This is a genomic window from Ruegeria sp. CL3 (assembly GCF_056536505.1).
Window position 1 is genome coordinate 20,257 of sequence record NZ_JBQFPT010000002.1, and the last position, 20,051, is coordinate 40,307.

General features: G+C 59.5%; 23 protein-coding genes. 10 read left to right on the plus strand and 13 right to left on the minus strand.

What is annotated here, in order from left to right; translation table 11 throughout:
- Nucleotides 1–14 precede the first annotated feature (14 nt).
- The 7 genes from ACR0NO_RS02385 to ACR0NO_RS02415 are packed head-to-tail and all read left to right on the plus strand — an operon-like array spanning nucleotide 15 to nucleotide 6,262.
- Nucleotides 15–1,181, plus strand: coding sequence for a D-alanyl-D-alanine carboxypeptidase family protein (locus tag ACR0NO_RS02385; protein WP_480722850.1), 1,167 nt, complete (start codon nucleotides 15–17; stop codon nucleotides 1,179–1,181).
- Complete coding sequence (gene tmk / locus ACR0NO_RS02390) at nucleotides 1,178–1,804, plus strand: dTMP kinase (RefSeq protein ID WP_480722851.1); 627 nt, start codon at nucleotides 1,178–1,180, stop codon at nucleotides 1,802–1,804. Before ACR0NO_RS02385 ends, tmk begins: the two co-directional genes overlap by 4 nt.
- Nucleotides 1,805–1,807: 3 nt before the next feature.
- Nucleotides 1,808–2,929: a DNA polymerase III subunit delta' gene (locus ACR0NO_RS02395; protein WP_480722852.1), complete on the plus strand. Its 1,122-nt coding sequence runs from the start codon at nucleotides 1,808–1,810 to the stop codon at nucleotides 2,927–2,929.
- Complete coding sequence (locus tag ACR0NO_RS02400; RefSeq protein ID WP_480722853.1) at nucleotides 2,926–3,732, plus strand: TatD family hydrolase; 807 nt, start codon at nucleotides 2,926–2,928, stop codon at nucleotides 3,730–3,732. Before ACR0NO_RS02395 ends, ACR0NO_RS02400 begins: the two co-directional genes overlap by 4 nt.
- Complete coding sequence (locus ACR0NO_RS02405; RefSeq protein ID WP_480722854.1) at nucleotides 3,729–4,526, plus strand: MBL fold metallo-hydrolase; 798 nt, start codon at nucleotides 3,729–3,731, stop codon at nucleotides 4,524–4,526. The genes ACR0NO_RS02400 and ACR0NO_RS02405 overlap by 4 nt, the downstream gene beginning before the upstream one ends.
- 45 nt (nucleotides 4,527–4,571) lie before the next feature.
- The gene (locus ACR0NO_RS02410) at nucleotides 4,572–5,504 is read left to right on the plus strand and encodes an AEC family transporter (protein ID WP_480722855.1); all 933 of its coding nucleotides are present in this window, start codon (nucleotides 4,572–4,574) and stop codon (nucleotides 5,502–5,504) included.
- 59 nt (nucleotides 5,505–5,563) lie between these two features.
- Nucleotides 5,564–6,262 (plus strand): CbiX/SirB N-terminal domain-containing protein, encoded by a 699-nt coding sequence (locus ACR0NO_RS02415; protein WP_480722856.1) that lies wholly within the window; start codon nucleotides 5,564–5,566, stop codon nucleotides 6,260–6,262.
- 2 nt (nucleotides 6,263–6,264) lie between these two features.
- Here ACR0NO_RS02415 and ACR0NO_RS02420 read toward each other — a convergent pair whose 3' ends face one another.
- The 5 genes from ACR0NO_RS02420 to ACR0NO_RS02440 form a co-directional block, all read right to left on the minus strand.
- A complete protein-coding gene (locus ACR0NO_RS02420; RefSeq protein WP_480722857.1) occupies nucleotides 6,265–7,257 on the minus strand; it encodes a diguanylate cyclase domain-containing protein in 993 nt (330 codons plus the stop codon).
- A complete protein-coding gene (locus tag ACR0NO_RS02425) occupies nucleotides 7,254–7,841 on the minus strand; it encodes a heme NO-binding domain-containing protein (protein ID WP_170642979.1) in 588 nt (195 codons plus the stop codon). Before ACR0NO_RS02425 ends, ACR0NO_RS02420 begins: the two co-directional genes overlap by 4 nt.
- Before the next feature lie 106 nt (nucleotides 7,842–7,947).
- Nucleotides 7,948–9,507, minus strand: coding sequence for a trimethylamine methyltransferase family protein (locus ACR0NO_RS02430; protein ID WP_480722858.1), 1,560 nt, complete (start codon nucleotides 9,505–9,507; stop codon nucleotides 7,948–7,950).
- A 122-nt stretch (nucleotides 9,508–9,629) separates the two neighbouring features.
- On the minus strand, nucleotides 9,630–10,322 hold the full coding sequence (locus tag ACR0NO_RS02435) for an HAD family hydrolase (protein ID WP_170375178.1): 693 nt from the start codon (nucleotides 10,320–10,322) through the stop codon (nucleotides 9,630–9,632).
- Between the two features lie 17 nt (nucleotides 10,323–10,339).
- Nucleotides 10,340–10,624 carry a DUF3572 domain-containing protein gene (locus ACR0NO_RS02440; protein ID WP_480722859.1) on the minus strand — a complete coding sequence of 95 codons (285 nt, stop codon included), beginning with the start codon at nucleotides 10,622–10,624 and terminating at the stop codon, nucleotides 10,340–10,342.
- A gap of 89 nt (nucleotides 10,625–10,713) precedes the next feature.
- On the opposite strand from ACR0NO_RS02440, the gene ACR0NO_RS02445 reads away from it, so the two are divergent.
- A complete protein-coding gene (locus ACR0NO_RS02445) occupies nucleotides 10,714–12,111 on the plus strand; it encodes a diguanylate cyclase (RefSeq protein ID WP_480722860.1) in 1,398 nt (465 codons plus the stop codon).
- Between the two features lie 5 nt (nucleotides 12,112–12,116).
- On the opposite strand, the gene ACR0NO_RS02450 is transcribed toward ACR0NO_RS02445, so the two are convergent.
- Genes ACR0NO_RS02450 through ACR0NO_RS02465 form a run of 4 tightly spaced genes read right to left on the minus strand, consistent with a single transcriptional unit; the run spans nucleotide 12,117 to nucleotide 14,021 of the window.
- Nucleotides 12,117–12,590: a periplasmic heavy metal sensor gene (locus tag ACR0NO_RS02450; protein ID WP_480722861.1), complete on the minus strand. Its 474-nt coding sequence runs from the start codon at nucleotides 12,588–12,590 to the stop codon at nucleotides 12,117–12,119.
- The gene (locus tag ACR0NO_RS02455) at nucleotides 12,587–12,940 is read right to left on the minus strand and encodes a hypothetical protein (RefSeq protein WP_480722862.1); all 354 of its coding nucleotides are present in this window, start codon (nucleotides 12,938–12,940) and stop codon (nucleotides 12,587–12,589) included. Before ACR0NO_RS02455 ends, ACR0NO_RS02450 begins: the two co-directional genes overlap by 4 nt.
- Entirely contained in the window at nucleotides 12,933–13,547 is a 615-nt protein-coding gene (locus tag ACR0NO_RS02460) for an RNA polymerase sigma factor (protein ID WP_480722863.1), read from the minus strand. The genes ACR0NO_RS02455 and ACR0NO_RS02460 overlap by 8 nt, the downstream gene beginning before the upstream one ends.
- 6 nt (nucleotides 13,548–13,553) lie before the next feature.
- Nucleotides 13,554–14,021, minus strand: coding sequence for an EF-hand domain-containing protein (locus ACR0NO_RS02465; protein ID WP_480722864.1), 468 nt, complete (start codon nucleotides 14,019–14,021; stop codon nucleotides 13,554–13,556).
- 213 nt (nucleotides 14,022–14,234) lie between these two features.
- On the opposite strand from ACR0NO_RS02465, the gene ACR0NO_RS02470 reads away from it, so the two are divergent.
- The gene (locus ACR0NO_RS02470; protein ID WP_480722865.1) at nucleotides 14,235–14,630 is read left to right on the plus strand and encodes a DUF983 domain-containing protein; all 396 of its coding nucleotides are present in this window, start codon (nucleotides 14,235–14,237) and stop codon (nucleotides 14,628–14,630) included.
- Nucleotides 14,627–15,328: an NUDIX hydrolase gene (locus ACR0NO_RS02475; protein ID WP_480722866.1), complete on the plus strand. Its 702-nt coding sequence runs from the start codon at nucleotides 14,627–14,629 to the stop codon at nucleotides 15,326–15,328. Before ACR0NO_RS02470 ends, ACR0NO_RS02475 begins: the two co-directional genes overlap by 4 nt.
- 8 nt (nucleotides 15,329–15,336) lie before the next feature.
- On the opposite strand, the gene ACR0NO_RS02480 is transcribed toward ACR0NO_RS02475, so the two are convergent.
- The 4 genes from ACR0NO_RS02480 to nuoN are packed head-to-tail and all read right to left on the minus strand — an operon-like array spanning nucleotide 15,337 to nucleotide 20,038.
- Nucleotides 15,337–17,004, minus strand: coding sequence for a ribonuclease J (locus ACR0NO_RS02480; RefSeq protein ID WP_480722867.1), 1,668 nt, complete (start codon nucleotides 17,002–17,004; stop codon nucleotides 15,337–15,339).
- The gene (locus ACR0NO_RS02485; RefSeq protein WP_170467865.1) at nucleotides 17,001–17,780 is read right to left on the minus strand and encodes a type III pantothenate kinase; all 780 of its coding nucleotides are present in this window, start codon (nucleotides 17,778–17,780) and stop codon (nucleotides 17,001–17,003) included. The genes ACR0NO_RS02480 and ACR0NO_RS02485 overlap by 4 nt, the downstream gene beginning before the upstream one ends.
- Before the next feature lie 11 nt (nucleotides 17,781–17,791).
- Nucleotides 17,792–18,541 carry a biotin--[acetyl-CoA-carboxylase] ligase gene (locus ACR0NO_RS02490; RefSeq protein ID WP_480722868.1) on the minus strand — a complete coding sequence of 250 codons (750 nt, stop codon included), beginning with the start codon at nucleotides 18,539–18,541 and terminating at the stop codon, nucleotides 17,792–17,794.
- Between the two features lie 54 nt (nucleotides 18,542–18,595).
- On the minus strand, nucleotides 18,596–20,038 hold the full coding sequence (nuoN, locus tag ACR0NO_RS02495; protein ID WP_480722869.1) for an NADH-quinone oxidoreductase subunit NuoN: 1,443 nt from the start codon (nucleotides 20,036–20,038) through the stop codon (nucleotides 18,596–18,598).
- Nucleotides 20,039–20,051 lie beyond the last annotated feature (13 nt).

The following is a 20,051-nucleotide window of genomic DNA, read 5'->3' on the forward strand; positions in this document are numbered from 1 at the left end:
ACAGGAGGCATCTTATGCTATCCGCATTGCGAACATCCGTTTTCACCCTCGGGATGGCCGTTCTGGCTCTGCCCGCCCATGCGTTCGACACCTCGGCGCGCGCGGCATATGTGATGGATCAGACGACCGGCACCGTGCTTCTTTCCAAGGATGCCGACCAACCGCTTCCGCCTGCATCCATGTCCAAGCTCATGACGCTTTATGTCGCGTTCGAAGCCCTACGTGATGGGCGTTTGACGCTACAGGAGACATTGCCTGTCTCGGAACATGCTATGAGCTATGGCGGATCGACCATGTTCCTGAACACGCAGGACCGTGTGACCGTCGAGGATCTGATACGCGGCATTATCGTGCTGTCCGGCAATGACGCTTGCGTGGTGATCGCCGAGGCGCTCAGCCCCGATGGGACCGAGGCCGGATTTGCCCGCTATATGACCCAGCGCGCGCAGCAGATGGGGATGAACAACTCAAACTTTGCCAACTCCAACGGCTGGCCTGCTGCCGGGCATATGATGTCCGTGCATGATCTCGCCGTCCTCGCAGATCGGCTGATCACGGATTTTCCCGAATATTACCCTCTTTTCGCTGAAGAAGAATTCGAGTTTGACGGGCGCGCGCCTTCGAATAAGCGCAACCGCAACCCGCTGCTACGGCTGAACATTGGGGCCGACGGCCTGAAAACCGGCCACACGCAAGAGGCCGGCTACGGCCTTGTCGGATCAGCTAAACAAGGCGACCGCCGTGTGATCTTCGTTCTCACTGGCCTAGACAGTACCGCTCAGCGGGCAGAGGAGGCTGAGTCCGTGGTTAACTGGTCGTTTCGAAATTTTGTCGAGAGGACAGTTGCCACCGAAGAAGCGCCGATAGCCGAAGCCAAGCTGTGGATGGGTGAGAAAAAGACCGTGGGTCTGGTGCCCGACGGCGACCTGAATGTTCTGTTTCCGGTTCTGGGCACCCAGAATATCGAAGCTGAGGTTGTCTATGACGGCCCCATCAACGCACCTGTTGCCAAAGGTCAGCAACTGGCCGAGCTCGTTATCAAGCCCGAAGGCTTGCCCGAAATCCGCCGCCCTCTGTTCGCGGCCGAGGATGTCCCTCTAGGCGGCTTCATGGTGCGCATGATGACGGTCGGTGGCATTGTTCTGAAAGACGTTATTAATAACCCGCTGGAGTCGATGTGACGCAACGCGGGTTATTCCTGAGCTTTGAAGGCATAGACGGATCAGGCAAATCAACTCAGGCCAGGATGCTGGCCGAGTCCCTCCGCAATGCGGGCCATCAGGTCGTGCTGACGCGTGAACCCGGCGGGTCACCGGGGGCTGAAGAAATCCGCCGCCTTGTACTCGAAGGCGACCCTGACCGATGGTCGGCGGAAACCGAGTTGTTGCTGTTCACCGCAGCCCGCCGCGATCATCTGGAACGGACAATCGAACCGGCCCTCGCCGCGGGCCAGGTGGTGATCTGCGACCGCTTTGCCGATAGCACAAGGATGTATCAGGGCCTGTCCCGTGGAAACCTGCGGGCGGTGGTCGATCAGCTCCATGACCTTATGATCGGTCGCGAGCCGGACATGACCCTTCTGATCGACATGGACCCGGACACAGGCCTGTCTCGTGCCAAGGGGCGACAGGGCACCGAGGAGCGGTTCGAAGATTTCGGCCCTGCCCTGCAAAAACAGATGCGCGCCGGGTTTCTGGCGCTGGCCGATGAGTTTTCCGACCGGTTTCGCGTCATCGATGGCAATCGCGACATGGACAGTGTCGCACAGGATGTGAGAGATATCGTCGAGGCAGCTTTGCGATAGACGATGAGCGACGACATCCCAACCCCAGATCAGGCGACCGGAGCGCCGCATCCGCGTGAGACCGCGCAGCTGTTCGGGCAGGACGTGGCCGAGCAAGCCTTTCTGAGCACCTACAACTCGGACCGGCTGCACCATGGCTGGCTTTTGACCGGCCCGCGCGGAGTCGGCAAGGCCACGTTGGCATGGCGGATCGCGCGGTTTCTGCTCGCCACCCCTCCGGCGGATGACGGAGGGCTGTTTGGCGCGCCTCCGCCCCCGCAAACGCTGGAGATCGACCCGGACCATCCGGTTTCGCATCGTATATCTGCTGGCGCAGAATCGGGGCTGGCGGCGATCACCCGGTCGTTGAACGATCAGGGGCGATTGCGGAAAGAGATCGTGGTGGATGACATCCGCAAGCTGGGCAAGTTTTTCGGCCTGTCCTCGGCAGATGGCGGGCGACGTGTGGTCATTGTGGACGCGGCTGATGAGATGAATGTCAGTGCTGCGAATGCCCTTCTGAAAATGCTGGAGGAGCCACCGGCGCGCACCACGTTGCTGCTGATCTCGCACCAACCCTCACGCCTGTTGCCGACTATCCGGTCCCGTTGCCGTACCTTGCGTCTCTCACCGCTGAGTCCCGAGGATATGCAGGCCGCTTTGGTGCAGACCGGGGCAGAGGTTCCCAGCCAAACCGATCACCTTGCCGCTCTGGCCGCCGGGTCGGTGGGCGATGCGGTCCGTCTCATCAATCTGGGCGGGCTTGATATCTATGCCGAGTTGATCGCTATTCTGGGCACCCTGCCCCGAATGGACCGTCAGCGCGCCCTTAAGCTGGCCGAAGCCGCCGCCCAGCGCGGCGCAGCCGAACGTTTCGAGCTGTTGCTAACCCTAATCGACGTGGCACTATCCCGTCTGGCGATGACCGGAGCAACGGGCGCAGCCCCCTCACCTGAAGCCGCGCCCAATGAGGCGGAAATTCTGACCCGGCTTTCGGCCTCACCTCATCAGGCCCGCAACTGGGCCGAGGTGGCGGCAACGATCACCGCCCGGGCACGTCATGGTCAGGCGGTGAACCTTGACCCTGCCGCGTTGGTCCTAGATACGATGTTCAAGATACAAGAAACCTCCGGTCAGAGCAGATGAGCAACATCCCCCAGATCACCGATAGCCATTGCCATCTGGACTTCCCCGATTTCGAAGGGCAACTGGACCAGGTCATCACCAATGCAGCCGAGGCCGGTGTGACCCGCATGGTCACCATTTGCACCCGCCTGCGCAATGAACCCAGCGTGCGTGCCATCGCCGAGGCTCATGCGCCGGTGTTCTATGCCGCCGGTACCCACCCGATGAGCGCGGCGGACGAGCCAATGACGACGGTCGATGAACTGGTCGCACTGGCGCAGCACCCCAAGTTCGTGGGCATCGGTGAGACCGGGCTGGATTATCACTACACTGCCGACAGCGCCGAGGTGCAAAAGCAGTCTCTGCGCATTCATATCGAGGCGGCCCAACGCACCAGCCTGCCTCTGATCATTCACGCCCGCGCAGCCGATGACGATATGGCGCGCATTCTGACTGAGGAATACCGCAACGCGCCCTATTCCTGCGTGATGCACTGTTTCTCATCATCGGCCGAGCTGGCAAAGGCTGCCTTGGAGCTTGGGTTCTATCTGTCGATGTCCGGGATCGCTGCATTCCCCAAAAGTCAGGAGCTGCGCGATATCTTCGCGACCGCTCCGGCAGATCGCATTCTGGTCGAAACCGACGCCCCCTATCTTGCCCCGCCCCCATACCGCGGTAAACGCAATGAACCCGCCTATACCGCGCACACTGCCCGCAAAGGGGCCGAGGTGTTCGGCATGGACTACGCAGATTTCGCCGCCCAGACACAGGTAAACTTTGACCGCCTGTTCTCTAAAGCGGCACAGTATAAGGCCGCCGCATGACACAGCTGCGCTGCACCATTCTGGGCTGCGGGTCCTCGGGCGGCGTACCGCGCCTTGGGGGGCATTGGGGCGATTGCGACCCCGAGAACCCTAAGAATATCCGCCGTCGCTGCTCGATGCTGGTCGAAAGGGATGGACCCAAGGGCACGACCTCGGTCCTGATCGACACCTCGCCGGATATGCGTAGCCAGTTGCTGGACACCGGCACTGGGCGGCTGGACGGGGTAGTCTTTACCCATTCTCACGCCGATCATGTGCACGGGCTTGATGATCTGAGAATGATCGTCTTCAATATGAAGACCCGTGTGCCGGTCTGGGCGGATGGCGACACCCAGAATGCCCTGCTCGGACGGTTCGGATATGCGTTCATCCAGCCCGAGGGCTCTCCGTACCCACCGATTCTGGAGCTGAAATCTATTGACGGCCCTTTCGAGATCGACGGTCCCGGAGGTCCGATCCCCCTGCGCCCGTTCCGCGTGAACCATGGGTCAATCGACTCGCTGGGGTTTCGGATGGGCAAGCTAGCCTATCTGCCAGATGTCGCCGAAATCTATGACGATGCATGGACCGAGATGGAAGGGCTGGATTGTCTGGTCATCGACGCCCTGCGCCGCGCGCCGCATCCTACCCATGCGCATCTGGAAAAAACCCTGGGGTGGATTGAGAAACTGCAGCCCAAACGCGCCGTCCTGACCAATATGCATATCGACCTGGATTATGCGACGGTCGAGGCCGAAACCGCCGATCACATCACCCCCGCCTATGACGGGATGGTGATCGAGCAAGCGCTGTAAGGCCCTGCCGTTTGTGGCACACATATCGCCAGAACCGGGGGCGATATGCTTCAAAGCCTGATTGACGTTATCCTGCCGGTCTTTCTGGTGATTGGCGCAGGCTATGCTGCGACCCGTTCGGGCTATTTCAAAGAGGTGCATGTCGACGGGTTGATGCGCTTCACGCAGGGCTTTGCCATTCCCTGCCTTTTGTTTCTGGCTATCGCTCATCTGGATCTCAGCGCCAGTTTCGACCCTCGGCTTCTGGCCAGTTTCTATTCCGCAGCCGCACTATGTTTCACTGCAGGGCTATTCGGGGCACGGCTGATCTTTGGCCGTGATTGGGAAGACTGCGTCGCCATCGGCTTTTGCTGCCTGTTCTCGAATTCGGTCCTTTTGGGCCTGCCCATTACCGAACGTGCCTATGGCCCCGAAAGCCTGACGGGCAACTACGCGATCATCGCCTTCCACTCGCCCTTCTGCTACGGCGTCGGGATCACGGTGATGGAAATCGTGCGCAATCGTGGTCATGGCGGCACGAAAATGGTGCGCTCGGTTCTGTCTGCGATGTTCAAGAACGCCCTGATCCTTGGCATCGCGCTGGGTTTTGTCGTCAATCTGTCCGGGCTGATCATTCCACAAGTGGTGGATGAGGCGCTGGAACTCGTGACTCGTGCCGCCCTGCCCGGCGCGTTGTTCGCGCTGGGTGGCGTGCTTGTGAAATACAAACCCGAAGGGGATCTGCGCACGATCGCCTATGTTTGCGGGATTTCTCTGATGTTGCACCCAAGCCTCGTGTGGCTGTTCGGAACATCCACAGGGCTGCCGCAAGACCTGTTCCGCTCCGGAGTGCTGAACGCAGCGATGGCCCCAGGTTTCAACGCTTACATTTTCGCCAACATGTACGGGCGCGCCAAGAGGGTTGCGGCCTCGTCAGTGCTGATCGGAACCGCCACCTCAATCCTAACCGTCTGGCTTTGGCTGACACTTTTGGGCTAACACCCGCCTTGACACAGAGAACCGGCGACACACTTACCGCTCAGGAACAGGAGGCCGGAATGCCGCACGCCATCATCGTTGCCCATGGTCAACCCTCAGACCCGAAGCCAGCTGAGGCATCTCTGGCCACGTTCGCCGCTGAGGTGAACGCGCTCGCGTCCGATGTGTCGGTCCATTCTGCCACGCTGGCCAATCCCGGCGCACTTGAGGAGGTGATGGACAGCCTGCCCCACGACCCGGTGATTTACCCTTTGTTCATGGCCAAGGGCTGGTTTGTCACCAGCGCTCTGCCAAAACGTATCGGGGATCGCAACTTGCGCATTCTTGACCCGTTGGGCACCGACCCCATGCTTCCCGATCTTGTCAGCGACGCGTTGAAATCGGCACTGAAGGCAAAAGACTGGAGCGCGGCTGCTTCCGATCTGATCATCGCCGCCCACGGTTCGGGCCGGAGCAGAAACCCATCAGCCGTCGCCAAGGATTTTGCCGAGCAGCTGTCGCGGAGAATGACGTTCCGCTCGATTCGTGTTGGATTTGTCGAGGAACCTCCGTCGATTTCCGATGCTGCCAATGGAGCGTCAGAGCAGTCAATCTGCCTGCCGTTCTTCGCCTGTCGCGGAGGTCACGTGCTTGAAGATGTCCCAGAAGAGCTGGACAAAGCGCATTTCCGAGGCACCGTTCTGCCGGTGATCGGCGAATTACCCCCGATACAGCGCCAAATCGCAGACACTCTGCAAGCGGCGTTTTCCAAGGCCTGATCTCAGGATTGCGCCTTGAGCAGCGTGGAAAAGAGCCGGTGGCAGGATCGACCCTCTCGCTTGGCCTGATACAGCGCGAGGTCCGACGCCTGCAAAACATCTTCGGCCCTCGGATTGTCAAAATGCGTAGACAAGGCTGTGCCGATACTTGCGGAGATACAGCAATCCTTGTCCTGAAACCTCATCGGTTGATTCAGCCTTTCGATCAACCGGTCTGCGATCGTCGAAAGTCTGTCCGTGTTGGACAAGGCTTGGAAGATGATGACGAACTCATCCCCACCGATTCGTGCCACCGTGTCGTCGTCTCGGGTTTCTTCGATCATGATCCGGGCAGCCTGCTGCAAGACGAAATCCCCTGCGGCATGTCCTAGCAGGTCGTTCACAGATTTGAAGTAGTCCAGATCAATTTGCATCACCGCAAACGGCGCTTTCGACGCGGTCATCTGCCCTAGAAGGCTGTCCATTGCGCGCCGGTTTTTTACTCCGGTCAGAGTGTCGGTATAAGCCTGCTCCTCTGCCGCGAGCATTGCGCCCTGCAGCCTAAGGTTTAGCGACCGAGACGCATCCATTGCGGCCGATTTCGCCTCAACCAGATAGAGAAGTTCGATAGCCAGATCAGTGCCGGAAAAATCAGCGCTGGTCAGGGCATAGTCCCGCACCGCGTCGAGGATCGAGATACCGAAGGACAGGTTGATAACCGCCCCTTCCCCGCCCGGAAGCGGTGCAACCAGCCCCTTGAGGGCAGTGCGCGGCTCATCATGAAATCGCAGGTTCAGGTTCGCACCGGCCAAAGCCATAAGCGCCGGTAAAGTTGTCACCGCGCGAGGGCGAACCATCTCAAAAACATCCAGGAAACTTTTCCCATCCATGACGCGGTCCGGGCGCAGCTTCTGCAATGTCGGACCGACGCGGAGGATGCGACCGTTCTGGTCAACCAGCAGAAACATCGGACACAGGGTTTTCAGCAGTTCTGCAAGATCATCCATCCGCGTCATGCGCCCCGTGCCCCCAGATCGAATTGCCGTCCCTCGGCAAACGAGCTTTCGACAAGCAGGATCGAGATCACCTCAGCCTCGCCCTTCTGCCCGTCATGCGACAACATCACCAAAGCACCGTAATCATCTGCCATCGCACGCAAAACACCGACCATTGCGCTGGCATATCCGGGCAGCCCGGGCCCACAGATAAGCTGGAATTCGGTCTGCGAAAGCTCTTGCAATTCGAGGGCCGGAAGAGACAGATCGGAAACAGCCAACCGCACCCGATCCGCCAGATCATCAAGGGAATGGAGGAATTCGACATAAGTCACGCCGCCAAATCGCAACAGGCGGCGCAGCCCTTCGGTATTGGGATGTGAGACCAGATAGGTTCCTACGTCTTCAAGAATCTCGGGTCGCGGCCGGGCGAGCTCCGTACTGAGCGCATCCAGCAGAGAGGCCGTGATCGCGTCATCGTAGGTCAACATGGCCTCAAACTCGGAAAACCCCAATCCGGCCGAATCTGTCACGCGCTGCCAGCACGGCCGCCCGTAGGTTGCGCATACAAACGACTGTATCGCCCGATTGATCAGACCATGCATCAGATGCCTCAGATTGGTTGCACCCGTACTGTGGCCTGACAACCCTTAACAAATAGCCAAGAACCGCTGCTGATCAGCGGAAAGACCTCTTAGTATCATAGCGATATCAAAAATCCGTCGGTGCCCCGCCTTCGGCTTTACGGCGGGTGACGAACTCGGCCAACTCCTCGCGAATACCCTCGTCTAGAGCCGGGGCCTCAAAGGTTCCGATGATCTCTTTGAACATGTGATGCGCGCGTTCCGCGGTCCAAATACCTCCTGCGATCTCCCAGCCTTCGTAATTCTTCCAGTCGCTCAGAAACGGTTGATAGAAGGCGGTCGTGTAGCGGTCCTGAGTGTGCTGAATGCCAAAGAAATGCCCGTCATTCCCGACCGCACGGATCGCGTCCAGAGCGATCTCATCTGGGCCGGTCGCGGTGAGATCAGGATTCATATATCGTTGAATTTGCTGGAGGATTTCGCAATCCATGATGAATTTTTCGGGACTTGCAATCAGCCCGCCCTCAAGCCACCCCGCTGCGTGATAGACCATGTTGGTCCCCGACTGCACCGACGCCCAGAGCGAGTTTGACGTCTCCCACACCGACTGCCCATCCGGCACATTCGCCGCACAGACGCCCGACGACCGCATCGGCAGACCATAGAAGCGTGCCATCTGGCCCGTCATCTGAGTGGCCCGCATATACTCTGGCGTCCCAAAAGCCGGGGCCCCGGATTTCATATCCACGTTCGACGTAAAGGTTCCAATCACGCAGGGAATCCCCGGGCGCACATATTGGAACAGAGCGATAGCACAGAGAGCTTCGGCCAGAGATTGCGCCACCGCGCCAGCGATGGTGACAGGGGCCATCGCGCCGGCCAAGGTAAATGGCGTGACCACAATCGCCTGACCACGCCGCGCCAGACGCAGGCAGCCGTCAATCATCGGGTGGTCGTGCTTCAGCGGCGAGGTCGAGTTGATGTTGGTGTACATCCGTGGAGTAGCTTCGAACTCTTCATGGCTCAGCCCGCCCGCGATACGGACCATCTCCATCACATCCTCGACCCGCTCTTTACCCAGCGAGTAGGCGTGCATCGCCTTATCCGTCAGGGTCAGCTTGTCATAGAGCACATCCAGATGGCGGATGCTGGCGTGAATATCGACCGGCTCGACCGGGTAGCCACCGGCAAAATGGATGCAGTTAAAATACTGGGTTAATTTCAGCAAATTTCGGCACATCTCACGGTTGCCGGGCACCTTGGTTCCGATTTCCATATCCCAGTAGTTCGGAGGAGAGGAGACGTTGCCAAACAGGATGTTCCGTCCGCCGATCTCGATCGTCCGGTCGGGATTGCGCGGAGTGATCGTGAAGCGGCTGGGGGCTTTTGCCACCATCTCCATCACGAAATCGCGGCCCATCCGCACGTTGTCACCGTCTATCGTACAACCCGCCTCACGCAGGATGCCGATGGCTTCTTCATTATAGAATTCGACCCCGATCTCTTCGAGGATTCGCATGGCGCCGTCGTGGATTGCCTCGATCCCAACCTGATCCAGAGGCTCGGTCGGTGCATCGATATTGACCGGTGGGTTCCACGGCATCTGATCAATGGCCGCACTTCCTCTGCGCTCGGCAGCGCCCGCGCGCCCTCCGCTACGACGTCTGCGCGATTTGGTTCCGGCCATGTTCGTCTCCCTGCCAGTTGCCTGCTCTCAAGCAAGCCCGGGAAAGCGGTAGCAGGCCGTTCCATCTGCGACAGATTTTGTCGTTTACAAGCTTTGAACCGCCGGAAACGGATTCTGCAGATCTAGTTATCCGCCAACCAAGCCGGGATATGACCTATGTCGGGCAAGACAACATCCGCCATCGGCGCCAGAACGTCGGCTTTGGCGAGACCGGTGAGGACTCCGATCGTGGTCATCCCTGCCGCCCGCCCGGCCTGCAGGTCGTGCAGGCTGTCGCCGACCATGGCGATGCGATCCGGCTGCACGCCGATATGCGCGGCGAATGCCAGCAATTGGCCTGGGCCGGGCTTGAACCCATGACCACTGTCATAACCGGCAATGAAGTCGAAATGGTCTTTGACGCCCACCGACTCCAAATGCTGAAGCGCCGGGTGCTCGCTGTCATTTGTGGCGACTCCCAGCTTGAGGCCGGCCTGTTTCAACGCATCCAGGAACGGCCCTAAAGGCACCGCCTGAGCTTGCGGCGCGGCTGCGGCCTCCGCATTCATCAACTCGATCAAAGCGCCACGCGCGATCCCATCGACATGCGGCAGCAGGGCTTCTGCGATTTCCTCAACAGTCCCCGCAATCACGACACTATCGGGGGAATAGGTCTCGGTCTCAAGGTCGAAGCCGATGATCCGACCCAGTTCCGCTGCGCGGTCCATGTCATTCTCGGCCACGCGCAACAACATGGTCCGTCCGAATGTGCCCCAGGTGTTGGCGAAGTCAAACAGCGTGCCGTCCTTGTCGAACACGATCGCATCTATTGGCATGAAAAGCTCCTGCAGAGTCAGGTCCAGTGAACGTCGGAACCACCCGACAACACCGCTTGCGCCTGAGCGGGTTGGTCATACGGCACCGCCGCGGCGTCACAAAATGCTATGATCCACGAATCGTCAAGCATCAGGAAATCCAGAACCGAGGCCAGAAACTCGGGCTCACCTGCCCTGTCGCGCAGATCATTCGCCGCGGCGCCGGTCGAGCCCAGGAAAATGGGCAAAAGCTCCTCATTCCCGACCAACCATCCGAGGGCATTCAGGGCAAGAGTTTGGGCGGAATCTTCGGAAATCGACATAAACTGGCCTCAGTCCCTTGTCTTGGAAAGGGTTTGTTAACCAGACTCATAAACACTTTGTTCACGCATGCAATCAATGGTGAGCAACTATGTCCGTGCAGGGAACCATCCTTGTTTTAGATGGGGTATCTACAAACCGCATTATGCTGAAGGTTCAGCTGACGGCGGCGTGGTACCACGTGGTGCAAGGTGAGAAATTGGAAGGCCTCACCGCGCTCTTGCGGCGTGTGCGGCCTGATCTCGTGCTGACCGCACAAACGCTGCCCGACGGCACAGCGGCGGATGTCAAATGCCTGATCGCGGAAAATCCGGCCTTAGGCGACGTGCCCGTCGTGGCCCTGACCGCCCAGAATGACAAGCAAGCTCGCTTGCGAGCTTTGGCGGATGGTCTGGATGATGTTTTGACCCACCCGTTCAAGGATACACTGCTGCTCGCCCGTATCCGTAGCCTATTGCGCGCACGAGCTGACACGCAGGACCTGCAATTCCGCGAGGACCCCCAGTCTCTTGGCCTGGCCGAGCCGGATACCCCGCACGTTGCAGCCCCCAAACGGGCCCGCGTTGCGGTTCTTGCACAAAAGCCGCGCAACGGCGCGCTTTGGCAAAAAGCCCTTTCCATGAAGTCTCGTTATGCTCTGACCTCGCACCACCAATCGGATCTTCAGGCCTTGCTCTCTGGCCCGGTCCCGGATGCAATCGTGGTCGAGCTGGATGCAGACCGATCCGCGCTGAACATCCTGGCCGACCTCAGATCACGCGGAGCTACACGTCATACGGTTCTGATCGGGGTGCTGAGCGACAACAACGCCACCCGCGCGTCCGAAGCGCTGGACCGGGGGGCAGATGCCGTCTGTCTCGGCGGGTTCTGCGCTGACGAGATCGTCTTGCGGTTGGACAACCAGATTGCCCGCAAAAGCCGGATGGACCACATGCGAGACTCGCTGAAGAAGGGGATCGCCGAGTCGTGGATCGACCCTCTGACCGGGTTGCAGAACCGCCGCTATGCCATGCGAGCCATCCAACAGATTGCGCAGCAATCGGCACAGACTGGGAGGGGTTTTGCCCTGATGCTGGCCGATCTGGATCATTTCAAGGCGATCAATGACGAATACGGTCACGCCAGTGGTGATTGCGTGCTGACTCAAGCGGCGGCACGGATGCAACAGGTCGTCGGCAAGGCAGGATTCGTCGCGCGCATCGGCGGAGAGGAATTCATGATCGCCGTTCCCAACATCTCACGCGCCAAGGCGCTGACGATGGCAAGCACCCTGTGCGAGGCGATCTGTGCAGTACCTTTCCGGCTGCCCGATCAGCGCACGCCGATTTCCGTAACCATAAGTGTGGGTCTGAAAATGTCTGCTCCGGCCTACCTTTCACAAGACGAGGCCGAACCCGTTGAGCAGTTGATCAAATCCGCAGACAAAGCGCTCTACGCGGCCAAACAGGCCGGACGCAACCAAGTGCAGATCAGGCAAAGCGCTGCCTGATCGCTTCAGTGCTTTTTCTTGTGACCGCGCGGACCGCGTTTGACGACTTCTTCCAGACGGGTCGCATAGGTCTGACGCTCCTCGTCGCTCATCTGCGTGACCAGAACCAACCATTTTTCTTGCAGCGCGGCCTGCAAGTCCGCGGTCGCTTGCGCCTGCTGCTGCAGCAATAGCGTGACAGTTTCGGGATCAAATGGAACAGCCCGCAACGCCTCGGTCACAACCATGAAGTCCCTCGATCGCCCCTTGGCCCCTTGGCCGTGCAGGCCGGATAGCTCTCCCCTCAGGGATTTGCGGTCCTCTTTCGGCAAGGCCCGGTACAATGCGGGCCCAAAGCCCGGCGGTGCCTTGGCGTGATCGCTATTCTTCAGCCGCAATACGCTGCCGACCGCGACCCCTATGACCAACAGGTTGATCGCCAGAGAGAGGGTCAGAACGATCGGCATCCAACGACGTTTCGGTTTTGGATCAGTGCTCATTCCGTACTCTCCAGAAAACTGGTGTCAAATCCAAGGTCAGTTGCCAGAACGCTGCCATCCGTTGCACCGAACAGGCCGACCGTATCCGGCAGAACGGCAGGCGCAAAAAACCCAATGAAAATCCCAGTGACGCTGGCAGCGGCCAAGCCGCTAAAGCCCTGCCATCCACCTATATTGTCCAGAAGGCGCGACCACAGGGACCGTTCAGGGCGCGTGTGTTTCGCCAACCTCCTTAGCCGAGTGGTCTCAGCGTCTGTCTGGATACGCACGGCAAGATAATCCGGCAACTCGGGTCGGTCATTGCGCGCCTGAGCAAACAGGTTTTCCAGTTCCATGTCGTCATCAGCCATCGTCATACCCCAGTTCTTCCCGCCGTCCGGCCAATATGGCCGACAAAGCCCGCTTTCCACGCGCGGTCAAGCTCTCAACCGCTTCTACCGATAGGCCCATGACCCCGGCAATCTCGGGGTTGGACAGTTCCTCAATATGCCTCAAAACGACGGCTTGTCGCTGTCGGTCGGGCAGTTGCATAAGCGCGACCTGCAACGCGTCATGGCGCGCCGTATCCTGCATTTTCTCAACCACGCTGGCCGCGTTGTCGGGCGGCTCAGCCTCCTCGGAGAGCTGCTCAGGCGTCTTTTTGCGCTTGCGGTCCAGACACAAGTTCAGCGTCACGCGATAGAGCCAGGTTGACACTTTGGCCGAGCCCGGCACCCATTTGGGTGCCATCTGCCACAGCCGCATCATGGCATCCTGTGTCACATCCTCGGCCTCGGCCCGATTCCCCAGCATGCGCAGAGAGACCGAGTAGCAAAGCGGGCCCAGCCGGTCCGTCAGGATCCGCGCCGCCCTGGCATCGCCATCGGCAAACATCCTCAGCAACCTATCGTCGCCAAGGTCGTCCGCGGTGCACACCGCACCGCGAACGTCTTGAGGGTGGGAGGTCAGATCCTCCATCCTGCATCAGCTATCGTCAGCGTCCGATTTCTGGCGCTTCTTGTGATGCTTGCCCATCTTGTCTTTTGCATCGGCAAATTCCTGTTCCGAGATACCGCCGCTGCTATCCGCGTCGATCCGATCAAACATCTTGTCAGCCCGGCGCGGTTTGGGCAACTCATCGGTGCTGAGAACCCCATCGCCATTCGCGTCATGCTTTTCGAACATCTTGGTCACGCGATCATTGGCCTTCTGCTGGGCTGCGGCCTGCATCTCCTCGAGGCTCAACTGTCCATCGCCATCAGCATCCGCCTTTGTGAAGCGCTGCGCCCGATGGGCCTGCATCTCTTCTTTCGTGATCTGACCATCCGCATTGGCGTCCAGCTCCTGAAACGAGACAGGCTCACGATCCTTTGGGCCTGCTGCCAGTGCCGATGTACCTGTGATCGCCACTGCCGACAGAACGATGGCCGGGATGAATTTCGAGTTCTTCATATCGGTTTCCCCATATTGGCGCGACCTGATTGCCGCTGCTCATATCCATTCAAACGCGGCGCCAGCGAGTTTCCGTCGAAAAAAGTTTAGCGAAGGATCAGCAGGTCACGAACGCTTGCCCGGATCGGGCGATGCAAAGCGACGCACCCCCCTTTTCTATTGCGGCAAACAGGCCCATTATCCGCCAAAGATAGATGCGCGAGTTAGATTAACATGGATCAAACGATCACCCCCGCAGTCGAAGAAGAGCGTGAAACATGGCCTGCTTTGGTCAAAGGCTTTCGTTGCAAATGCCCGAAATGTGGTGAAGGCAAGCTGTTGCACAGCTACCTGAAGGTCAACGACAGCTGCGCAAATTGCGGGCAAGAGCTGTTTCACCACCGCGCAGATGACGGCCCCGCCTATCTGACGATTCTGTTGGTCGGGCACCTGCTGGCCCCTGCTCTGCACGTCTCATACGTACATTGGCGTCCGGATCCGTGGACCATGGCCATCGGATTTTCCATCGGCTGCATAGCGCTGTCGCTGTTCCTGCTGCCCCGCCTGAAAGGGGCTGTCGTGGCTTATCAATGGGCTCGGCGCATGCATGGGTTCGAGAAAGCCGCGTGACCGTCGACAAGACCGCCATCCGCAACGCCGCCACGGTCATCGTATTGCGGGACCGTTACACCGCGCCTTCGATCCTGATGGGGCAACGCGGGGCCAAAGCGGCGTTCATGCCGAACAAATTCGTGTTTCCCGGCGGCGCGGTCGACCCCGAGGATGCGAGCATCCCACTGGCCGCCCCGCTGCCCCAACTCTGCTATGATCGCTTGGCCGAGCATGCCGAGGCTGACCTGCAGCAGGCGCTTGCCGTCGCAGCGATTCGAGAATTGTGGGAGGAAACCGGGATGGTCCTTGGCCAACCCGGTGAATGGGAGGGCGATGCTCCGACCGATTGGACCAGCTTTGCGGCTTTGGGCTTCAAACCCTCGGCCGAGGCGCTGCAGTTCGTGTTCCGCGCGGTTACCCCTCCGGGTCGGCCCAGACGGTTTGATGCGCGGTTCTTTCTGGTCGATGCACAGGCGATTCACGGCGATCTGGACGATTTCAGCCGCGCCTCGGATGAGCTGTCGCACCTGCAATGGGTCAAACTGGACGAGGTTCGAGACTTCGACCTTCCCTTCATCACCGAGGTCGTGCTGGCCGAGATCACAGCCCGGGTCACCGACCCGACACCGCCAACCTCTGTTCCGTTTTTTCTAAACAATGATGAGGCCAGCCTGTTCCAAAGGCTCAGGGGTTACCCCATGCCCGAGGTTGACTGACCCCAACCTTATTTCATGCGGCTGATCACAACCGTGACTTCGGGCTTTTTACCGATCTCTGCCTTGGCCGTCTGACGCACGATCCGGCGCATGGCCTCTTCCAGCTTGTCATCGTCGCGCAGGGTCTTGGCCTCGGCCCGCATCAGGAACTGGTTCAGGTCTTCCTCAAGCACCTCAACCAGTGCCGCGCGAGAGGTTCCGATCTCCGGTAGGCCCATCGTATCGCACCATGGCTCACCCAGAGGCTCGTCCTCTTCATCCAGAATGACGGTCACAGTCACGTGGCCGTTCAGCGCCATGCGGATACGGTCGCGTACAACCCCGTCCAGCGCCCCGACCTTTACCGTGCCATCCAGATAGGTCCGCCCGGTTTCCACATAGTCGACAACCTTCGGCGCATTGCCGGTCAGGTCCAGCATGGTGCCGTTGACGGCCAGAATACCCGTGCGTCCGCCAGCCTCAGCCAGTTTGGCATGTTCGCGCAGGTGGCGATGTTCGCCATGCATCGGGATCACCATCTGTGGGTCGATCACCCCATGCACCTTCTCTAGATCCGGTCGGTTAGCATGGCCCGACACGTGGTAGAGGCCCGAGCTGTCATCCACCACATCCACGCCCTTTTCGCTGAGCTGGTTGATGATGAAAATCACGCCGCGCTCGTTGCCGGGAATGGTTTTTGAGGAGAACAGGAACAGGTCGCCCTCTTTCAACTCGATGCCGCGGTATTTGCCACGGGCCAGCTGCGCGCTAGCGGCGCGGCGTTCGCCCTGGCTACCGGTTACAATCAGCATCAGGTTCTGACGCGGAAGCTCTACGGCCTCTTCGGCGCTGATCACTTTGGGGAAATCCGACAGGATGCCGGTTTCCGTTGCGGCCTCGATCATCCGACGCATGGCCCGGCCCAACAGCACGACCGAACGCCCGGCCCGCTGGCCAGCCTCGGCCAAGGTCTTCACCCGCGCGACGTTCGAGGCGAATGTAGTCGCCACAACCATACCCTCGGCACTTTCAACCAGCTTGGTGATCTCAGGACCGACCTCGGACTCTGAGCGTCCGGGGTGGCTTGAGAACACATTTGTGCTGTCACAGACTAGGGCCTTCACGCCGGATTTGGCGACATCGGCCCAGAGATCGGGATCAAACGGTTCGCCCACAACCGGGTTTGTGTCCAGTTTGAAGTCCCCCGAATGCACGATCCGGCCTTCGGGCGTGTCGATCACCAGTGCGGCGCTTTCGGGGATCGAGTGCGAAACCGGCAGGAAACCAACGGTGAAAGGCCCGGCCGAGACCTGCTCGGGCCAAGCCGAGGCAGTGAGCACAGCATCTTCAGGGTGGCCGTGTTCTTCCATCTTCCGACGGGCGATATTGGCGGTGAAAGCGCGCGCATAGATCGGTGCCCCCAGCGCTTCGTAGCAATGCGCCACGGCGCCCACGTGGTCTTCGTGCGCGTGGGTAACAAAAACCGCCTCCAGCCGGTCAGCGCGTTCCTGTAGCCATGAGATATCGGCATGGATCAGGTCCACACCCGGCGTGGTGTCCATGTCAGGGAAGGTCACACCCAGATCAACGAGGATCAGACGTTCCTGGCCCGGCGCGCCGTAGCCATACACATAGGCATTCATGCCGATTTCACCGGCCCCGCCCAGCGGCAGGTAGATCAGTCTTTCGCTGCTCATGTCGAGCCATTTTCCTTGTTATAGCGATGGATCACGGTCAGCCCGTGCATCGTCAGATCATCTTCGATTGCGTCGAACCCCACGTCGGCCTGATCGAACAAGGGTGCGAGCCCTCCGGTTCCAACGACTTTCATCGGCATTCCGTATTCGGTCTTGATGCGGGCGATCAGCCCCTCAATCAGACCGGAATAGCCCCAATACACGCCCGATTGGATACAGCCAACCGTATTCGTACCAATCACCTTGTCCGGGCGGGTTATGTCGATATGTGGCAGAGCAGCGGCCCCTTGGTGCAGGGCCTCAAGGCTCAGGTTTACGCCCGGCGCGATGATGCCACCAACATAGGCCCCATCTGAGGCGACAACGTCAAAGTTGGTCGCGGTTCCGAAATCGACAACCACAACGTCTCCGCCATGACGGTCAAAGGCCCCCACTGCATTGGCGAGGCGATCAGGCCCCGGCACCGTGCCTTCGTCAATGCGTGGGGCGACAGGCAAAAGGCAATCCGGTTTGCCCACAACCAGCGGACGGCAGCCAAAAAAACGATCTGCAAAGATGCGCAGGTTGAACACCACGCGCGGCACGGTCGAGGCGATGATCACGTCCGTAATGTCAGCCTCAATCCCGTAGTGTTTCACCAGCGTGGAATACCAGGTGAAATAGGCATCCGCCGTACGCGAATGATGGGTCGAGGTACGCAGGGTACACAGGAAACTCTCACCATCCCAGATCGAGAAAACGGTATTTGTATTGCCGCAGTCGATGGCCAGAAGCATCTGAGCCCCCTTCAGAAAAACACGTCCGCCGCAGGAATGCTCACACGGCCTTTGGCGGTGTTTAGGACAAGGTTGCCCCCCACGTCTACCGTTTCGAAGGTACCAACCGTTTCCGACGTGGCGGTACGGGCGGTAATGACCTCTCCCAGCCGCGCTGCGCGGGCCAACCATGCGGTGCGGATCGGTTCAAAACCGTAAGTGACAAACTGTTTTTCATAGCCGGCATAGGCGATGGCAAGTTCGGTCAGAAAATCCTCAGGCGTAACATTCGCACCGGTCTCCGACAGCAGGGAGACCGGTCGAACGGCACCCGGCTCAACGGCATCCGCGCCGGGCGCTTCGGTCAGATTGACACCGATCCCGATCGACAGATGCGACACTCCGCGCCCCTGCCCGGTGCTCTCCAGCAGAATACCCGCAAGCTTGCCGCCGTTCAGCAACACATCATTAGGCCATTTCAGCGACAAACCTGACGCCCTGCCCGTCACGGCCACACAGGCATCGAACAAGGCCAAGGCCGCGACGAAGCTGCGCAGAGCCGCACTCTCCGGATCACCCTGAGGGCGCATCAATAGGGTCGAGGCCAGATTGCCCTTGGGATTGGCCCAAGCCCGCCCTCGCCTACCGCGCGCTGCGGTCTGGTGATGTGCCATGATCCACACGGGGCCTTGAGCCGCGGGTGCAAGACGCGCGGCTTCGTTCAGCGTACTGTCCACCTCTTGCAAAATGTGCAGGCCGTACCCATCGGGCCAGTTGCTCATGTCAGTATGGCCCACTTGCGGGGTTGCGCAGTTGCATCGTGTTGGCGGCTTTCATCAATTGACAAGCGTGGCTGCGGCAGCTGCTGCTGCACCCTCGACACCAAACTGGTAGAACACACCGATCAGCATCAAAGCTGCCGATCCCATCAAGGCCACCCACAATACAGGGTTTGAGCGAGTTTCGATGGGCTCTTCGTTCTCGGCGCCGAAATACATGTAGAAGACGATCCGCAGATAGTAGAATGCACCGATGACCGAGGCGATTGCCGACACGATCACCAACCCGGTCAGACCCGCGCTGACACCCGCCTGCCAGACCCCGAACTTGGCAAAGAAGCCAAGCATTGGCGGCACACCCGCCAGGCTGAACATCAGGATCAGAACGGCCAGAGCCTTGCCCGGATCGCGCTTGGAATACTGGCGCAACGCGTCGATGTCGGTGACCGGTTTGCCGTCCCGCTCCATCATCAGGATGAAGGCGAAAGTGCCAATATTCATCGTCACATAGATCGCCAGATACATCAGCATGGCTTTCACGCCCAGCTCGGTTCCTGCGGCCAGGCCGATCAGCGCATAGCCCATATGGGCGATCGAGGAAAACGCCATCAGACGTTTGATGTCACGCTGGCCAATGGCGGCAACCGCGCCGAGCAGCATGGACAGAACCGACAGCAACACGATCACCTGCTGCCAATCCTTAACGATGCCTCCAAACGCATCGTGCAAAAGCCGAGCAAACAACGCCATCGCAGCCACTTTCGGAGCGGTCGCAAAGAAGGCTGTGATCGGGGTCGGAGACCCTTCGTACACATCCGGGGTCCACATGTGGAAGGGCACGGCCGAAACCTTGAAGGCCAGACCCGAGATCAGGAATATCAGACCAAAGAGCAGACCGATCGAGACGTCTCCCGCCTGCACGATGGCAATGATGCCCGAGAACAGCGTGGTGCCGGTGAACCCGTAAACCAACGACGCGCCATAGAGCAGCAGGCCAGAGCTAAGCGCACCTAGAACGAAATACTTCAGACCCGCTTCTGTGGATTTCGCACTGTCCCGGCGCAGCGCCGCCACGACATAGAGCGACAAGGATTGAAGCTCCAACCCCATGTAAAGCGACATCAGATCGCCCGCGCTGACCATCATCATCATCCCGACTGCAGCCAATGCGACCAGCACAGGGTACTCAAACCGCAGCAGGTTGCGGCGGGCCATGTAGTCCTGGCTCATGACCAGAACGGCAGCGGCGGAAAGTAAGATGGCAACCTTGGAAAACCGCGCAAAGCCGTCATCCACGAACATTCCATTGAAAGCTACGTTGGTCCCGTCACCGTTGCTTGAGATCCAAATCGCCAGAAGCGCCATTAGACCTGCCGTGGACCAGACCAATGCCGGGGCCAGCTCGTCCTTCTTTGTATAAACGGCCCCGATCAGAGCAGCCATCGCATATACGGCCAGAACAATCTCTGGCAGGATTATCGTCAGATCAGCTTGGATCATGTCTCCAAAGCTC

Bases quoted from the DNA above. Each gene is read 5' to 3' on its own strand.
- ACR0NO_RS02440 (WP_480722859.1), bottom strand. From the start codon at position 10,624: ATGTCGATTTCCGAAGATTCCGCCCAAACTCTTGCCCTGAATGCCCTC.
- ACR0NO_RS02445 (WP_480722860.1), top strand. From the start codon at position 10,714: ATGTCCGTGCAGGGAACCATCCTTGTTTTAGATGGGGTATCTACAAAC.
- ACR0NO_RS02400 (WP_480722853.1), top strand. From the start codon at position 2,926: ATGAGCAACATCCCCCAGATCACCGATAGCCATTGCCATCTGGACTTC.
- ACR0NO_RS02480 (WP_480722867.1), bottom strand. From the start codon at position 17,004: ATGAGCAGCGAAAGACTGATCTACCTGCCGCTGGGCGGGGCCGGTGAA.
- ACR0NO_RS02405 (WP_480722854.1), top strand. From the start codon at position 3,729: ATGACACAGCTGCGCTGCACCATTCTGGGCTGCGGGTCCTCGGGCGGC.
- ACR0NO_RS02435 (WP_170375178.1), bottom strand. From the start codon at position 10,322: ATGCCAATAGATGCGATCGTGTTCGACAAGGACGGCACGCTGTTTGAC.
- ACR0NO_RS02430 (WP_480722858.1), bottom strand. From the start codon at position 9,507: ATGGCCGGAACCAAATCGCGCAGACGTCGTAGCGGAGGGCGCGCGGGC.
- ACR0NO_RS02425 (WP_170642979.1), bottom strand. From the start codon at position 7,841: ATGCATGGTCTGATCAATCGGGCGATACAGTCGTTTGTATGCGCAACC.
- ACR0NO_RS02415 (WP_480722856.1), top strand. From the start codon at position 5,564: ATGCCGCACGCCATCATCGTTGCCCATGGTCAACCCTCAGACCCGAAG.
- ACR0NO_RS02395 (WP_480722852.1), top strand. From the start codon at position 1,808: ATGAGCGACGACATCCCAACCCCAGATCAGGCGACCGGAGCGCCGCAT.
- ACR0NO_RS02420 (WP_480722857.1), bottom strand. From the start codon at position 7,257: ATGACGCGGATGGATGATCTTGCAGAACTGCTGAAAACCCTGTGTCCG.
- ACR0NO_RS02450 (WP_480722861.1), bottom strand. From the start codon at position 12,590: ATGAGCACTGATCCAAAACCGAAACGTCGTTGGATGCCGATCGTTCTG.
- ACR0NO_RS02485 (WP_170467865.1), bottom strand. From the start codon at position 17,780: ATGCTTCTGGCCATCGACTGCGGCAATACAAATACCGTTTTCTCGATC.
- nuoN (WP_480722869.1), bottom strand. From the start codon at position 20,038: ATGATCCAAGCTGATCTGACGATAATCCTGCCAGAGATTGTTCTGGCC.
- ACR0NO_RS02410 (WP_480722855.1), top strand. From the start codon at position 4,572: ATGCTTCAAAGCCTGATTGACGTTATCCTGCCGGTCTTTCTGGTGATT.
- ACR0NO_RS02455 (WP_480722862.1), bottom strand. From the start codon at position 12,940: ATGGCTGATGACGACATGGAACTGGAAAACCTGTTTGCTCAGGCGCGC.
- ACR0NO_RS02490 (WP_480722868.1), bottom strand. From the start codon at position 18,541: ATGAGCAACTGGCCCGATGGGTACGGCCTGCACATTTTGCAAGAGGTG.
- ACR0NO_RS02470 (WP_480722865.1), top strand. From the start codon at position 14,235: ATGGATCAAACGATCACCCCCGCAGTCGAAGAAGAGCGTGAAACATGG.
- ACR0NO_RS02385 (WP_480722850.1), top strand. From the start codon at position 15: ATGCTATCCGCATTGCGAACATCCGTTTTCACCCTCGGGATGGCCGTT.
- ACR0NO_RS02460 (WP_480722863.1), bottom strand. From the start codon at position 13,547: ATGGAGGATCTGACCTCCCACCCTCAAGACGTTCGCGGTGCGGTGTGC.
- ACR0NO_RS02465 (WP_480722864.1), bottom strand. From the start codon at position 14,021: ATGAAGAACTCGAAATTCATCCCGGCCATCGTTCTGTCGGCAGTGGCG.